12 protein-coding genes are annotated in these 14,330 nt (G+C 57.1%); 5 read left to right on the top strand and 7 right to left on the bottom strand.

Features of this window, described 5'->3' with window-relative positions; all coding sequences use genetic code 11:
- Nucleotides 1-13: 13 nt before the first annotated feature.
- The gene (locus GOV38_RS06855; RefSeq protein WP_254430508.1) at nt 14-1,222 is read right to left on the bottom strand and encodes an ABC transporter substrate-binding protein; all 1,209 of its coding nucleotides are present in this window, start codon (nt 1,220-1,222) and stop codon (nt 14-16) included.
- Nucleotides 1,223-1,416: 194 nt separating this feature from the next.
- On the opposite strand from GOV38_RS06855, the gene GOV38_RS06850 reads away from it, so the two are divergent.
- The 5 genes from GOV38_RS06850 to GOV38_RS06830 all read left to right on the top strand — a co-directional run bounded on the left by GOV38_RS06850 (nt 1,417) and on the right by GOV38_RS06830 (nt 6,954).
- Complete coding sequence (locus GOV38_RS06850) at nt 1,417-2,418, top strand: LacI family transcriptional regulator (protein WP_171208566.1); 1,002 nt, start codon at nt 1,417-1,419, stop codon at nt 2,416-2,418.
- Between the two features lie 276 nt (nt 2,419-2,694).
- A complete protein-coding gene (locus GOV38_RS06845; protein WP_171208565.1) occupies nt 2,695-3,873 on the top strand; it encodes an ABC transporter ATP-binding protein in 1,179 nt (392 codons plus the stop codon).
- 33 nt (nt 3,874-3,906) lie between these two features.
- Nucleotides 3,907-5,121, top strand: a complete 1,215-nt coding sequence (locus tag GOV38_RS06840; protein ID WP_171208564.1) for an ABC transporter substrate-binding protein — start codon at nt 3,907-3,909, stop codon at nt 5,119-5,121.
- Nucleotides 5,122-5,260: 139 nt separating this feature from the next.
- Nucleotides 5,261-6,097 carry a carbohydrate ABC transporter permease gene (locus tag GOV38_RS06835; protein WP_171230970.1) on the top strand — a complete coding sequence of 279 codons (837 nt, stop codon included), beginning with the start codon at nt 5,261-5,263 and terminating at the stop codon, nt 6,095-6,097.
- On the top strand, nt 6,094-6,954 hold the full coding sequence (locus GOV38_RS06830; RefSeq protein WP_171208563.1) for a carbohydrate ABC transporter permease: 861 nt from the start codon (nt 6,094-6,096) through the stop codon (nt 6,952-6,954). Before GOV38_RS06835 ends, GOV38_RS06830 begins: the two co-directional genes overlap by 4 nt.
- A gap of 9 nt (nt 6,955-6,963) precedes the next feature.
- Here the strand turns inward: GOV38_RS06830 and GOV38_RS06825 are convergent, their stop codons facing one another.
- The 6 genes from GOV38_RS06825 to GOV38_RS06800 form a co-directional block, all read right to left on the bottom strand.
- On the bottom strand, nt 6,964-7,947 hold the full coding sequence (locus GOV38_RS06825; protein ID WP_217350247.1) for an ABC transporter ATP-binding protein: 984 nt from the start codon (nt 7,945-7,947) through the stop codon (nt 6,964-6,966).
- A complete protein-coding gene (locus GOV38_RS06820) occupies nt 7,940-8,977 on the bottom strand; it encodes an ABC transporter ATP-binding protein (protein ID WP_217352068.1) in 1,038 nt (345 codons plus the stop codon). Before GOV38_RS06820 ends, GOV38_RS06825 begins: the two co-directional genes overlap by 8 nt.
- On the bottom strand, nt 8,967-10,112 hold the full coding sequence (locus GOV38_RS06815; RefSeq protein ID WP_171097686.1) for an ABC transporter permease: 1,146 nt from the start codon (nt 10,110-10,112) through the stop codon (nt 8,967-8,969). The genes GOV38_RS06820 and GOV38_RS06815 overlap by 11 nt, the downstream gene beginning before the upstream one ends.
- Nucleotides 10,109-11,092 (bottom strand): ABC transporter permease, encoded by a 984-nt coding sequence (locus GOV38_RS06810; RefSeq protein ID WP_171208562.1) that lies wholly within the window; start codon nt 11,090-11,092, stop codon nt 10,109-10,111. The genes GOV38_RS06815 and GOV38_RS06810 overlap by 4 nt, the downstream gene beginning before the upstream one ends.
- A gap of 118 nt (nt 11,093-11,210) precedes the next feature.
- A complete protein-coding gene (locus GOV38_RS06805; protein ID WP_171208561.1) occupies nt 11,211-13,136 on the bottom strand; it encodes an ABC transporter substrate-binding protein in 1,926 nt (641 codons plus the stop codon).
- A 28-nt stretch (nt 13,137-13,164) separates the two neighbouring features.
- Entirely contained in the window at nt 13,165-14,319 is a 1,155-nt protein-coding gene (locus GOV38_RS06800) for a mandelate racemase/muconate lactonizing enzyme family protein (protein ID WP_171208560.1), read from the bottom strand.
- Nucleotides 14,320-14,330: the final 11 nt, after the last annotated feature.

The raw sequence follows: 14,330 nt of genomic DNA, 5'->3' as shown, positions 1-14,330 counted from the left end.
GAGTGGTGGCGCTTTACTCAGAGGACCGAATGATGTCGGCATAGCGCGCTTGCGCATCACCGGCAGACATATCGGTCGACCAGAACTCGGCCATCAGGTCTTCGATCTGGGTTTGCGTGTCGGGCGTCAGGTTCATTTCGCCCGATGGCAGGATGCCACCCGCCTTGAGGATATCCAGACCCTTCTGCATGCAATCATTGGCCGCAGACAGATCAACATCGCCACGCACCGGCAGCGACCCTTTTTTCAGGTTGAAGGCCACCTGCACATCCGGGGAAATCAGGGTCGAAGCCAGGGCCATCTGGGCCTCTTGCACCGCCGGATCATCAATCACAGGGAAATAGAACGCGTCGCCACCGGTATCCAGAATCTCATTGATCCCCAAACCGGGCAGGCAGGTATAGTCTTCACCGGCCACTTGCTCGGCGATCTGGAATTCGCCTTGCGCCCAATCGCCCATGATCTGCGCGCCGGCCTTGCCGGTGATCACCATATTTGTGGCCTGGTTCCAGTCCTGGACGTTTGAGTCGGCAGCCAGCTCACGTGCGGTTACAATCGCTTCAAACACCTTTTGGTATTCCTGGCCCATCGCCGCATCTGCATCGCGATCGACAACCACTTTGCGCCAGGCGTCAACACCTGCAATGGCGATAGCCAAGACGCCAAAGGCACCGTTCTGCTGCCAGCTTTGCTGCCCCATCGCCAGCGGAACAATCCCGGCCTCTTGCAGTTTCGGTGCGCTGGCGACGAATTCGTTCCAGTCGGCGGGGACATCCAGACCTGCTGCCTCATAGGCGTCATGGCTCAGCCAGATCCACTGCCAGGAATGGATATTGACCGGCACGCAATAGATGCGTCCTTCATAGGTGCATGCATCCAGCAGCGAGGACGGGTTCACAACATCCTTCCAGCCTTCTTTCTCTGCCAGCTCGGTCAGGTCGGTCAGCAAACCGGCCTCGATCAACTCTTCCGCCTGTCGACCATGGTTTAGCTGCGTGGCGCCCATCGGGTCACCGCCGATGATGCGGCTGATGATGATCGGACGCGCGGTGCCACCTGATCCGGCAATCGCGCCGTCGACCCAGTTGTGATCCGTATTGTCAGTAAAGGCTTTGGCAAACTCCGAGACCGCTGCGGCCTCGCCTCCTGATGTCCACCAATGCGTGACCTCAAGGTCCGCTGCATGGGCTGCTCCGGCCCCTGCAAGAAAAGTTCCAGCCATTATTTTCGCCAGGCGATTCATTGATTCCTCCCAAATCTAAATCGTTATAGATCGCTACTATAACGTTTTAGAAATTTCTTGCAACGGATTTACTTCCGGCCTTTCGCAGGTTAATTTCGTCTTTCAAAATAGGGCGAACGGCAGCTATCGAGCTGCCATAAAGCCCAACAAACTCCACCAAGGCGCACCAAGAGATGCCGGATTCGGACAAGCCCAGACCAACATTGCGCACCATCGCCGAGATTTCGGGGCTGGCGGTGCCCACTGTATCGCGGGCACTGAACGATGCGCCGGATATCGGGGTCGCGACCAAGGAAAAGGTACGCGCGATCGCGTCACAGATCGGATATGTCCCCAACAGAGCCGGATTGCGCTTGCGCACCGGCAAGACCAATGTGATCTCACTGGTCCTGTGCTCTGATCATGAGGTGACCGATCACACCGGGCAACTGGTCTCGTCAATTGCCGATGCGCTGCGCGATACGCGTTACCATCTGATTGTGACGCCCTATTTTCCCGGCGAAGACCCGATGAAGCCGGTCCGCTACATCCTCGAGACTGGATCGGCGGATGCGTTGATCCTGAACCGGATCGAAGTCGAAGACCCGCGCGTCGCCTATCTGCTGCGGCGTCAATTCCCCTTTGCCACTTACGGCCGGACGAAGTGGCGCGATCAGCACCCTTATTTCGACTTTGACAATGTCGCCTTCGGGCGGATCGCAGCGCAAGAGCTTGTCCGCAGCGGTCGTCGCCGCATTGCGATGCTGACCCCACCGCTGACCCAAAACTATGCACAGGACATGCTGAAAGGCGCGCGCGAAGCCATTGCGCAGACCGAGGCGCATTTCGAGGCGATCCCCGGATCATCGAGCGATGAAAGCGGCGAGGACATCAAAGAGCATATCAGGGATTTTCTGCTCAGACGGACCGATATCGACGGCATTATCGCTCCCTCCTCGACGGCGGCGATCTTTGCCAGCGTCGGGGCCGAAGGGGCTGGCAGGGTTCTGGGTCAGGATCTGGATATCTTCGCAAAAGAAGCGGTACCGTTCTTGCAGCACTTCCGGCACGCGATCAAAGTGGTGCGCGAGGATGTTCAAAATGCCGGCAGCTTTCTGGCCAAGGCAGCGATCCGCGCGATCGAGGCGCCGAACAAAGCACCCAGCCAAGACATTATTTCACCCAAGCAGTTCTGAGCCGAACAGCGCGTGACGCGCGTGTGCCCAGACTCAGCACAAAGACCAACAGGTCCCTCTGCCGCACCGGTGACTAGAGCGTCGCGGAAACCAGCGCCCCCCTGCCTGATCAAACAGAGCCGCGATCACTAAAATCACTGACACTCTGCGCCTCGCAAACTATTTAATCGTTGATATGGTCTAAATAATATAGTATTTCGTTTGGAACGTATAACAAAATGCGGCCGCCTTTGCGATGCGAAGCGCATATTCCGCCAAAACTGCTGGGAGGGGCTTTTGGCAAGCGTTACGCTTCAGGGGCTTTCGAAGGTCTACGATGGATCCGCCAAGCCTTCGCTGGATCACCTCGATCTTGAGATTTCAGATGGCGAGTTTCTTGTGCTCGTCGGCCCGTCCGGCTGCGGAAAATCTACCGCGCTCAAGCTGATCGGTGGACTGGAAGACCCCTCCGGGGGTGACGTCTATATCGGCGAACAACGCGTGACGGATTTTGAATCGCGCGACCGGGACATCGCGATGGTGTTCCAAAGCTATGCGCTCTATCCGCATATGTCGGTCTTCGACAATATCGCTTTTCCCCTTCAGATCGCCAAAGTTGACAAAGCCGAAATTTCCAAGCGTGTTCAAGCCGTTGCTGAAACACTGCATCTTAGCGCTTTTTTAAACCAGCGGCCGGGCCGCTTGTCGGGTGGCCAACGGCAACGGGTTGCGATGGGGCGGGCGATCATCCGCCAGCCTTCGGTGTTTCTCATGGACGAACCGCTGTCGAACCTCGACGCAAAACTGCGGGTCAAAATGCGTTCGGAAATCGCCCAGATTCAGCGACGTCTGGATGTGACCACCATCTACGTGACCCATGATCAGGTCGAAGCGATGACAATGGGTGACCGCGTGGCCATCATGCGTGAAGGCGTGCTGCAACAAGTGGCCACGCCTGATGACCTCTATCGAAAACCTGCCAATACATTTGTGGCAAGTTTCATTGGCTCACCCCCGATGAACCTGTTTCGGGCCAGCCTGAGCGGGACCGGCGACAAGCAGATAACACTTGGGGACCAGACCCTGACCATCGCCCCCGAAAGCATTGAAGCCTTTCCCGGAATCTCCGCACACACAGGTGATGTCATCCTTGGGATCCGCCCCGAAGATATAGAAGACGCGGATCTGTCCCCAGACACGCGCGCGGGCGACACGATCACAGCCGAAGTTGCACATCTCGAGTCGCTTGGCGCGGATCACATGGTTCATTTGGCCTTGGAGGCCGAGCAGGTCCATGTTGGTGATCAACCCCAGGATCAGGTCGAAACCCCGCTTGGGCCTACATCCGGCGGATTGTGTATCTGCCGCTTTTCACCGCGATCCAAAGCCCGTTCCGGCGACCGCGTCCGCGCGCGTATCGCCACAGATAACCTTCACTTCTTTGATCCGGCGACAGGAGGAGCGCTGAACCAGTGAAGTGACATCAAGACCAACTTGGAGGAGAAGAAAATGAAGAAACGTGTGTTCCGTTCCCTTGTCACAGCTGCCGGGTTGGCGTTCTGCGCGAACCAGACCCTGGCTGAAACGACCCTGACCATGTGGCATCAGCACCCTGAATGGAAATCGGCGGTCGAAGCCATTCTGGACAAATTCGAAGCCGCCCATCCCGACATCAAGATCGATCTCGAAGAGATCGCAGGCACCAACTACTCCGCCCGGCTGAACACAGCCCTTGCCGCAGGCGAAGCCCCTGATCTGTTTGGCCTACCCGCAGGGCCCGAGACGGTTGCCGCCGCCGAGGCAGGCTATATCACCGATCTGACAGGCAAGGTTGACGTTGCCAACCTGCGCGACGCGGCACGTGAAGCGATTGAAACCAATGGTCAGGTGTGGGGCGTTCCGATCCTGGGCGCCTATTCCGTGGGTCTTTATTACCACCGGGATGTCTTTGAAGAGAACGGATTGACGCCTCCGTCGACGCAGGCGGAGTTCATGGAGATGTGCACAACGCTCAAGGCCAAAGGCATCACGCCGATGGTTGTGCCAGCCTCTGACGGGATCGTGCCATCCTTCATGTATATGATGCTGACCTCTTCGGTCATGGGGGCAGATGGGTTTGCCGATCTGCGTGCCGGCAAGCGTAAATTCACAGACCCTGACATGGTCGATGCTGCCCGGTTCCTGCAAGAGATCGGGCAGAACTGTCTGCAACCTGGCGCTCTGTCGACACCCTATGTCGAAGGAAAGGCGCTGGCGGCGATGAAACGCGGCGCGATGATGCCCGGCGGCTCGGCCGACTATGTCGGATATAAAGAGATCAACCCCAATGTCGATCTCGGTGTCGTGCCGTTCCCCGCAGTTGGGGATAATGCGCCCTCGACCGTGACCGGTCTGGAATACATCTTTCTGGTCAACTCGGACGCCGAAGACAAAGACGCGGCCTACACATTCCTGAATTGGATGCTGTCGGAAGAGGCGCAGCAGATGGTGGTCGATACGATCACGATGACCACGCACAAAGACGTCACGCCCAGTGAAAACCGCATCCTGGATGAGTTCACCTCGGCGGCAAAGGTAAACGACGTTCGCGTATTCTATGAGCTGCCCGAAACCGGCAATGTCTGGTCCGTCGTTCAGCAAAACGTAGCGGCCCTGTTTTTGGGAGAGATGAGCCCAGAAGACTTTGCTCAGGCGGCTCAGGACGCCGTCAAAATTGCCAACTGACACCAAGACAGGATCGGTTGCGCCATTTGGTGCAGCCGATCCAGCAAGAGCGCACATGCAAAGCAATCCGAAAAACAGACGGTCATCCTACAGCCATCTCTGGTTTGTGTTACCAGGGCTGGCTTTCTTTTTGGCAGTCATGATCTTTCCGATCCTGTTTGCCTTTGGCCTGTCGATGACCGACTGGAGCGGGCTTGGCAATGATGTGTCGTTCATCGGATTGGCGAATTATACCGAAATTCTAGGCTATTGGCCCTATTACCGTGCAGCGTTACACAATGCGGCGATCTTTGTGGCGATCCTCGTGTTTCAGCACACAGTCGGGCTCTATATTGCGGTCCTATTGAACGAAAAACCGCGCTTTATGGAATTCTACCGCACGGTTCTGTTTCTTCCCGTCATTCTGTCGCTGGTGGCCACGGGGTTTGTCTGGACATTGATGCTGTCGCCCAATATCGGCCTGATCAATCCGGCGCTCAGATCGGTGGGGCTTGATTTTCTGGCGCTGCAATGGCTTTCGAATCCAACCTCAGCTTTGGGTGTCGTCATTGCTGTGACCGCGTGGAACTCGCTGGGTTGGGCGATCATTATCTACCTTGCAGGATTGCAGAACGTATCGGAAGAGCTGCGCCAGGCAGCCGCGATGGATGGGGCCAATACCCGTCAGATCTTTTGGCGCGTCACTTTCCCTCAGCTTTCTCCGGCATTCACGGCGCTCAGCGTCCTGACTTTCATCGGAACCTTTCGCACTTTCGATGTTGTCTATGTTCTGACCGGCCCGCTCGGGGCGCCGAACTTTTCGACCGATGTGCTGGGCACGCTCATCTATCGGACGGCTTTCGGCAGTTCATCCTTCTCCAGCGCTGAAATCCGCTTCGCATTTGGTGTCGCCATGGCGCTTTTGACCATGCTGGTCATGGCAGTGATCTGCCGTCTGATCCTCAAAGTCTTGCGCGCGCGGGAGATCGAGACATGAGTTCCACTGAACTGGTTCAACGTACAAGCGCCAAGTCACGGTTCCTTGTCACCTCGGCGCGAACTGCGGTTCTGATATTGGCCGCTGCCTGGGTAATCCTGCCGCTTTTGTTCATGGTCCTGGCCTCATTCAAGTCCGTGAGCGAGATCTTCATGGACCCGTTTGGTCTGCCATCATCATGGAGCTTCTCGAACTACAAACGCGCTTGGGATGAGGCGAACCTGTCTCTGACGTTGCCCAACACGATCATCGTGACCGGAACGGCTGTTGCCGCCTCCAGCTTTCTGTCGGCCATGGTTGCCTATGGCTTGTCTCGGAAAGAACGCAAGTTTTCGACCGGGCTTTACACATTGTTCGTGGCGGGCCTGCTGGTGCCTGTCCATGCGATCATTCTGCCGCTTTTTATTCTGCTCAAGACCGTCGGGCTTTTTGGTACGCTATTTGCATTGATCATCCCCTATACCGCCATGGGGCTGCCGCTGGGTGTGCTGGTGCTGACCCCGCTGGCCGCCAGCCTGCCACGTGACCTGATCCACGCGGCCCGCATGGATGGGGCGTCGGAATGGCAAGTGTTTCGGCGGGTCGTATTGCCGCTGTTGAAACCGGGCTTGCTGTCGGTCTCGATCCTGAACGGTGTCTGGATGTGGAACGAGTTTTTCATCCCTCTCATCATCGCCTTCGATCCCGAAGTTCAGACGATGCCGGTTGGTATCGTGTCTTTTGTAGGATCGTATTCGACCGAATGGGGGCTTGTATTTGCCTCGGTGGTTGTTTCGACCCTGCCGGTCGTCGTCACCTATTTCCTGATGACACGCCAGTTCCAATCCGGACTCACAGCCGGTGCGCTGAAAGGCTGATACCGGTCGCTAGATCTCGCCCGCATAGTGGCACAGCACATCCGCGCCAGCCACTGGTTTGGCCTTGGGTGTTTCGTTCCGACACAGCTCGGTTGCATGTGGGCATCGGGGGGCAAAACGGCAGCCCTTGTCGGGCACACCGCCATCCCCGACCGGCAAGCGACGCTTTGCTTTGTGACGCGCGCGCGGGTCGGGAATAGGCACCGCAGACAAAAGCGCTCGGGTGTAGGGATGTTTGGGGGCGCGGAACAAATCCTGGGTTGTCGACAGCTCGACAATCTCACCCAGATACATCACCGCGATCCGGTCACAGATATGTTCGACCACCGCCAGATCATGGGCGATGAAGATATAGGTCAGGGCAAACTGTTCTTGCAGGTCCTGCAACAGATTGAGCGTTTGCGCCTGAATAGACACATCCAGGGCCGAGACAGCTTCATCCGCGATGACCAATTCGGGCTTTGTCGCCAAGGCGCGCGCGATGCCCAACCTTTGACGCTGTCCGCCTGAAAAAGCATTGGGATAGCGCATCAGGAATTCCTTGCGCAGTCCGACCTCTTCCAGCAAACCGCCCACCCTGTCGGACAGCGCTTTACCGCTTAGACCTTCGGATTTGCGCAGGCATTGACCAACGATCTCAAGCACGCGCAAGCGGGGGTTCAGGGACGATTGCGGGTCTTGGAACACCATCCGCATATCTTGCCAGGCTTCGGTCAGGCGCGTGCGGTCGGCAGTGACCAAATCAAGCGAGTCCTTGCCCTTCCGGTGCAAAGTCATGCCCCCGTTTGTCGGGCTCAACACGCGCATGATACAGCGGCCCAGCGTGGTCTTTCCGCTACCGCTTTCGCCAACAATGCCAAAGGTCTCGCCCCGCTCAACATCGAACGACACGTTGTCGACGGCGCGCACGATATCTGTGGGCTTGCCAAAAAACCCACCGCCAATCGGGAAATGCTTGTCCAGATTGCGGACCTTCAGAATGGGGTCAGACATGTTTGGCACCCTCATCGTGAAGGAAACACGCAACCTCGCTGCCATCGCGCGGCACCAGAGGTGGGGTCTGCGCATCACACTTGCCCGCGATGACGTGGTTACACCGGGTTCGGAACGCACAGCCCGAGGGGCGCGCCAATGGATGTGGCACCATGCCTTGAATCGCAGGCAAACGCCTTTGCCGCGTCATGCCCATACGCGGGATTGAGGCCAGCAAAGCCTGTGTATAGGGGTGTTTCGGGTTCTCGAAGATCGAGTAGACGTCGCCCTTCTCGACAATCTGCCCCATATACATGACGGCCACATCCTCGGCCACTTCGGCCACCACGCCCAGGTCATGGGTGATCAGCATCACGCCCATCTTCAACTCGTCCTGCAACTCGGCGATCAGATCAAGAATCTGAACCTGGGTGGTCACGTCCAGCGCGGTGGTCGGCTCATCCGCGATCAGCAACCGAGGTTGGCACGACAGAGCCATTGCGATCATCGCCCGCTGACGCATGCCGCCGGACAGCTCGAACGGATAGGCCTCGAACCGTTCGGCAGGTTTGGGGATACCGACCTTGGCCAACATTTCGATTGCCAGCTCACGCGCCTCGGCCTTGGTCAGGTTTCGGTGCAGATGCAAGGTTTCGACAATCTGCTTGCCGATCTTCGTGATCGGACCCAGCGAGGACATCGGTTCCTGAAAGATCATCGCGATGTCACTGCCGCGAATATCGCGCAGCTCTTTCGATCCGGGCCGCGCCCGGGCCAGATCCACTGACCGCCCTTCGCGCCCGTGATAGGTGATACTGCCTGCGGTTATCTTGCCCGGCGCGTCAATGATCCGCAGGATCGACCGCGCCATGATCGATTTGCCACAACCGCTTTCGCCAAGAATACACAAGGTCCGATTGGCGAAGATGTCCAGGTCAACGCCTTCCACGGCCTTGACCACACCGTCATCGGTAAAGAAATGGGTCTTTAGCCCCCGTATCTCGACCAGCGGAGATCCTTCGGGCGGGGCGATGGACATATCAGTGGGCATGTGGATCTGCGGCATCGCGAAGGCCGTCCCCCAGGAAGTTCAACGCCAGAACGGCCACAACAATCATCGTGCCCGGCGCCAGCAGCAGCCAGGGGGCCTCGATAATCGTGCGGATATTCTGAGCCTCTTTCAGCAACGTCCCCCAGGACACGATGGGCGGTTGCAGCCCAATACCCAGAAAAGACAATGAGGTTTCAGCCAGGATCATCATCGGCACCGCAAGTGTGAGCGACGCGATGATATGGCTGGAAAAGCTGGGGATCATATGCTTGCGGATCACTTCCCAATCCGACAAGCCGTCCAACCGCGCGGCAACGATAAAATCTTCGCTGCGCAATGACAGAAACTTGCCGCGCACCTCGCGCGCAAGGCTTGTCCATCCGATCATCGACACGATGATAGTGACCACGAAATAGGTGCGAAGGGGCGGCCATCCCAATGGGATCGCAGCCGCAAGCCCCATCCAAAGAGGGATGGTCGGTATCGACCGCAGAAACTCGATCAAACGCTGGATGACATTGTCGACCCAGCCGCCGTAATAGCCCGACAAACCCCCAAGCGACACGCCGATGACCAGTGAAATCGCCACTCCGACAAGACCGATCGACATCGAGATCTTGGTGCCAATGATGATACGACTTAGGATATCGCGCCCCAATCTGTCGGCCCCAAGGAAATAGACAACATCATCAGGGTCTTTCGGGCCAAAGAAATGGGTGTTGGACGGGATCAGCCACAAAAGCTTATAGTCATAGCCTTCGACAAAGAAGCCAAGCGGGATGATCTTGCCCGGAACGTCAACATAGCTGCGCCGCATCGTCGATTGATCGACCTGCACCTTGCGCGCCTTGGCGTGAAGCTGAAACTCACGCGATCCGTCTTCGTTTTCCACAAAGAAATGAATGCCCTGCGGAGGTGCAAAGATGCCCCTACGGTTGGTGTCGTCCAAACGTTCGGGCGCAAAGAAATCCCCAAACAGCGCCAGCGCATAGATGAAACCGACCAGCCAGAGGCTGACATAGGCCACCCGGTGACGCCGGAACTTTCGCCACATCAGCGACCACGGCCCCAGCAGTTCGGGCACGGCAACATCCGCTTGCTTTGCGGCTTCGGATTGTGTGTCTGCCAAGCTCATTGATACCGTATCCTCGGGTCGATCCACGCCAGCAACAGATCCGAGATCAACGTGCCCAGCACCGTCAAGAGGCTGACGATCAGGATCAGAGATCCGGCAAGGTACATGTCCTGCACCAATAGTGCCCGCAGCAGCAGCGGGCCGGTGGTCGGCAGATTCATCACAACCGCAACAATGATTTCACCGGACACAAGCGTGGGAAGGATCCAGCCGATTGTTGAGACAAATGGATTAAGCGCGACGCGAACGGGGTAGCGCATCAGAAGCTGAAACTCGGACATGCCCTTGGCGCGTGCCGTTACCACATAGGGCCGATACAACTCATCCAGCAGATTGGCGCGCATGATACGGATAAGCGCCGCCGCACCCGACGTGCCAACCACAACAATGGGCATCCAGATATGTTTCAGCAGATCGACGAACTTGTCCCATGTCCAGGGCTCGCCGATATATTGTGGGCTGACAAGACCACCAACGCTTTGGCCGAAAAATTTGAAGGCCACATACATCATCACCAAAGCCAGCAGGAAATTCGGCACGGCCAGGCCGATGAACCCGAACAATGTGGCAGCGTAATCCCCAAAGGAATATTTCCGAACAGCAGAATAGATCCCGATGGGCAGCGCGACGATCCAGATGAACAGCAGCGTCAGGACCGAAATCCCAAAGGTCCAACCCAATCGATCCCAGATCAGATCATTGACCGGCACGTTCTTTTCAAACGAGATGCCAAAGTTCCAATCAAAAATGATCCCCGTGATCCACTTGTAATATTGGACATAGAACGGCTGACCCAGACCATATTGATCACGCAATGCCTGCGCCGTCGCCTCATCCAGCCCGCCTTGATCCGACAGTTCCGCCGCCAACGTATCCAGATAGTCCCCAGGAGGCAGCTGAATGATCAGAAAGGTGACCACCGAAACCAGAAAGACTGTCGGGATCATGTAGAGTATGCGGCGGTAAAGAAATCCCAGCACGATCCTTGGTTCCGTTTCAGGCGCGGTGCAGCGCAGTTATAACACGGGGTGAGCTAATGGAGGACACGCTCACCCCGCAGAAATCACGCCCGGATGGGCCGGACGCAATTATTGGCGTTTAGGGCAGGTTGGCGCCGCCTTCGAAATACACCTGCGAGGTATAGGGCGCAGGCGTCCACAGCTGACCGGCGATGGGCATCGGATCCACATAGTTGCGCACATTGTTGCGCACGATCCCAAAGGCCCCGTTTGATTGGATCAAACCAATGGTCAGCAGCTGCGAGTTCGCTTTTTCGATCAGCTCAAGCAAGGCCGCTTCCTGCGCTACCGGGTCACTGGTCGATGTCACACCGCGATAGATCTCGAACAGCTCTTTGATGTGCTCGGGTGGCTCGATCCCGGTATTCGGGTCTGTCCCCCAATCAGCCCATTTCGGGGCCCAGTAAACAGCACCTCCGCGCGGCAAATAGCAGAACGGGTTGACATAGGCATCAACCAGTCCACCGGGACAGTTCCAGATATAGGCGTCATGTTCGGCGGCTGACGCGATTTCCTGCAAACGCGACCGGTCAGAGGCACGGATCTGGAAATCAAGGCCAACATCCTTGGCATATCCCTGAAGCAGCTCGCCCACATCCGGGTATTGCCACCCAAAGACATCCGCGACCAGGAAGACCAGTGTAAACCGGTTGCCGTCGGGCCCCAGCCGGAAGCCATCCGCATCGCGTTGATCCAATCCGATACCGTCGAGCAGTTCGTTGGCCAGATCGGGATCAAACTCGGTATACCGTGTCGCCCAGTCTTCGTTATAGAACGGTGCGTTCGGGTGCGGTGCGGTTTGAACCGGTCGGCCAGCACCCAGATACACAAGATCGTTGATCTCTTGGCGATCCACCGCATGGCTCAGCGCCTGGCGGAACTCGAACGTGTTGACGATCTCGTTTTTCACCGGATCGGGGTTGTTGAGGTTCAACAGCAAGGCGGTCTGGCTGCCGGGAATGTCTCCGACCTGAAAGAAACCATACTGGCCACGATCTTTGTTATCGGTCAGAGCGGCAAGATTCACCGGGCGACCGATATGACGCGCCATATAGTCGATCTCACCGTTGAAGGCTTTCAACAGTATGGTCTCGGCGTCTTCAACCTGATCCCAGGTCAGGCCGTCGATATAGGGCAGTTGATTGCCTTCTTCATCGACCTTCCAGAAATAGGGGTTCCGTTCGGCCACAACACGGTCGACCGAGCCATAGGCGTTTTTCACCTTCCACGGATGCAATGTCGGGCGATCCGGGTTCTGCCAGAACAGAGGCGTATGCATCGGGCCCGCTTTAAGGTTGAACAGAGAAACCCAATCGGTCGCTGCCGGTTCGGCATCCACAAGCGCCTGAACATCGGGATTGTGGTCGATGTGGAACTGGCTCAGATAGTGTTTGGGATAGACTACGGGTGGGTAGCCGAACCCATAGGCCAGTGCCTGTAGGAAAAGACCGTTCGGTTCGTTGAATTTGAATTCAACCGTGTAATCCCCAAGCTTTGTGACCTGCACCGGACCGCTGGCATCAACGAAATTCGCGTGCTTCGACGGCGTCAGCCTTTCGTCCAGAAACACTTCATACCAGAACATGATATCGTCGGCGGTAAAGGGCTCACCATCCGACCAGCGCATGCCCGGGCGCAGTTCGAACGTATAGGTCGTGGCGTCATCCGAAACCGTCCAGCTTTTGGCGATATTGGGTTTCACCTCACTCCAATCGGGGCTCCAGCGCACCAAAAGCTCGGTTCCGATCTGGCGCAGAATGTTGTGCTGATCACCGCCCCCAAGGATCGCACGGCGCAGGGTGCCGCCATATTCGCCAATGCTGTCGAGCGTTTCCATCACCATCGGCTCATCGGGCATCCGCTCTTCAACCGGTGGCAACTCCCCCGCGGCCACTTTTTCGGCCAGCGCCGGCGCTTCTTGATAGGCCCAAGCCGGCAGCGTGCCCGCTGCGGTCAGGCAAAGCGCCGTAACCAACGGACGTAAATGTCCAAAATCCAAACTCATCTTTTCTCCTCCTCCTAATGCGTGTGTGTCACCAGTTGGTGACAGACCCATCGGGCCGCCACAGATGCGGCGGCTCGACATGTTCGGGTTTCGAGTTCCGAACCTTCTCTTCGTCCACCTCGACGCCAAGACCAGGTCGATCCGGCACTTTGTAGGTGATCCCTTCCAGCGGAACTTGAACCGGGAAAATCTCGGGGTCGTGAAAACCCAGGGACTCAGTCTGAGCCTGCCTGGTTTCGACCCAACTGAAATTTGCGACCGCTGCGGCCATATGAACCGTGGCCGCGGTGCAGACCGGGCCAAGCGGGTTGTGGGGCATCAGATCGACGTAATGTGCCTCGCACCAGCCCGCGACTTTCATCGCTTCGGTAAACCCACCAATATTGCAGATATCGAGCCGCATATATTGCGTCAGGCCGCCTTCGATATAGGGCAACGCCTCCCATTTCGAGGAAAACTCCTCACCGATGGCGAACGGAATATTCGTCATGCCACGCAACGTCCGATAAGCCTCTGGCGTCTGCGAGCGAATGGGCTCTTCCAGGAAATTCAAAGTACCCTGAGGCAGCCGGGCACAGAAATCAGCGGCCTCGGCCAGCGAAAGCCGGTGATGCATGTCGATGCCAATACAAAGCTCTGGACCAAACTCCTCGCGCAACGCGATCAATTCGTTTGCTGCGCGGTTCAGATTGCGCCTTGGGTCGAATTCACCATTCCCGTCGAACTCGCCAGTGTAGATGCGCAGACAATCCCAGCCAGCGTCCACCAGAACTCTGGCTTTGCCGAGCAGTTCCTCGACGTTTCGGCCCTGACAGCTTGGGAAGGTGGGGATTTCATCGCGCTGTTTACCACCCAGAAGCTGATACACAGGAACTCCAAGGCGTTTGCCCAGAATGTCATAAAGGGCGATGTCGATGGCAGACATTGCCGCCGTCAGAACGCGACCGCCTTCGAAATACTGGCTGCGATAGGTTTCCTGCCAAATGCGCCCGATCTGCCGTGAATCCTTGCCAACGAGAAACTCGGCAAAATGTTCGACAGCCGCCGCAACAGGGCCTTCACGACAGGAAAGACCCGATTCACCCCACCCGTACAAACCGTCCTCGGTCGTCACTTTGACCAAAAGCTGGTTACGGATCCCGACCCGGGCCAAAAGAGGTTCAATTGCGGCAATCTTAGTCATTCCATGTCCTT

The organism is Ruegeria sp. HKCCA5839 (assembly GCF_013035585.1).
Taxonomy (GTDB): Bacteria; Pseudomonadota; Alphaproteobacteria; order Rhodobacterales; family Rhodobacteraceae; genus Ruegeria.
The sequence above is the reverse complement of the archived record's forward strand: the minus strand, read 5'-3'. Positions and strand labels throughout refer to the sequence as shown.

What these genes read in the sequence shown, in the direction of transcription:
- GOV38_RS06825 (WP_217350247.1), bottom strand. Translation starts at nt 7,947, where the DNA reads ATGTCTGACCCCATTCTGAAGGTCCGCAATCTGGACAAGCATTTCCCG.
- GOV38_RS06820 (WP_217352068.1), bottom strand. Translation starts at nt 8,977, where the DNA reads ATGCCCACTGATATGTCCATCGCCCCGCCCGAAGGATCTCCGCTGGTC.
- GOV38_RS06835 (WP_171230970.1), top strand. Translation starts at nt 5,261, where the DNA reads ATGATCTTTCCGATCCTGTTTGCCTTTGGCCTGTCGATGACCGACTGG.
- GOV38_RS06805 (WP_171208561.1), bottom strand. Translation starts at nt 13,136, where the DNA reads ATGAGTTTGGATTTTGGACATTTACGTCCGTTGGTTACGGCGCTTTGC.
- GOV38_RS06850 (WP_171208566.1), top strand. Translation starts at nt 1,417, where the DNA reads ATGCCGGATTCGGACAAGCCCAGACCAACATTGCGCACCATCGCCGAG.
- GOV38_RS06855 (WP_254430508.1), bottom strand. Translation starts at nt 1,222, where the DNA reads ATGGCTGGAACTTTTCTTGCAGGGGCCGGAGCAGCCCATGCAGCGGAC.
- GOV38_RS06830 (WP_171208563.1), top strand. Translation starts at nt 6,094, where the DNA reads ATGAGTTCCACTGAACTGGTTCAACGTACAAGCGCCAAGTCACGGTTC.
- GOV38_RS06815 (WP_171097686.1), bottom strand. Translation starts at nt 10,112, where the DNA reads ATGAGCTTGGCAGACACACAATCCGAAGCCGCAAAGCAAGCGGATGTT.
- GOV38_RS06840 (WP_171208564.1), top strand. Translation starts at nt 3,907, where the DNA reads ATGAAGAAACGTGTGTTCCGTTCCCTTGTCACAGCTGCCGGGTTGGCG.
- GOV38_RS06800 (WP_171208560.1), bottom strand. Translation starts at nt 14,319, where the DNA reads ATGACTAAGATTGCCGCAATTGAACCTCTTTTGGCCCGGGTCGGGATC.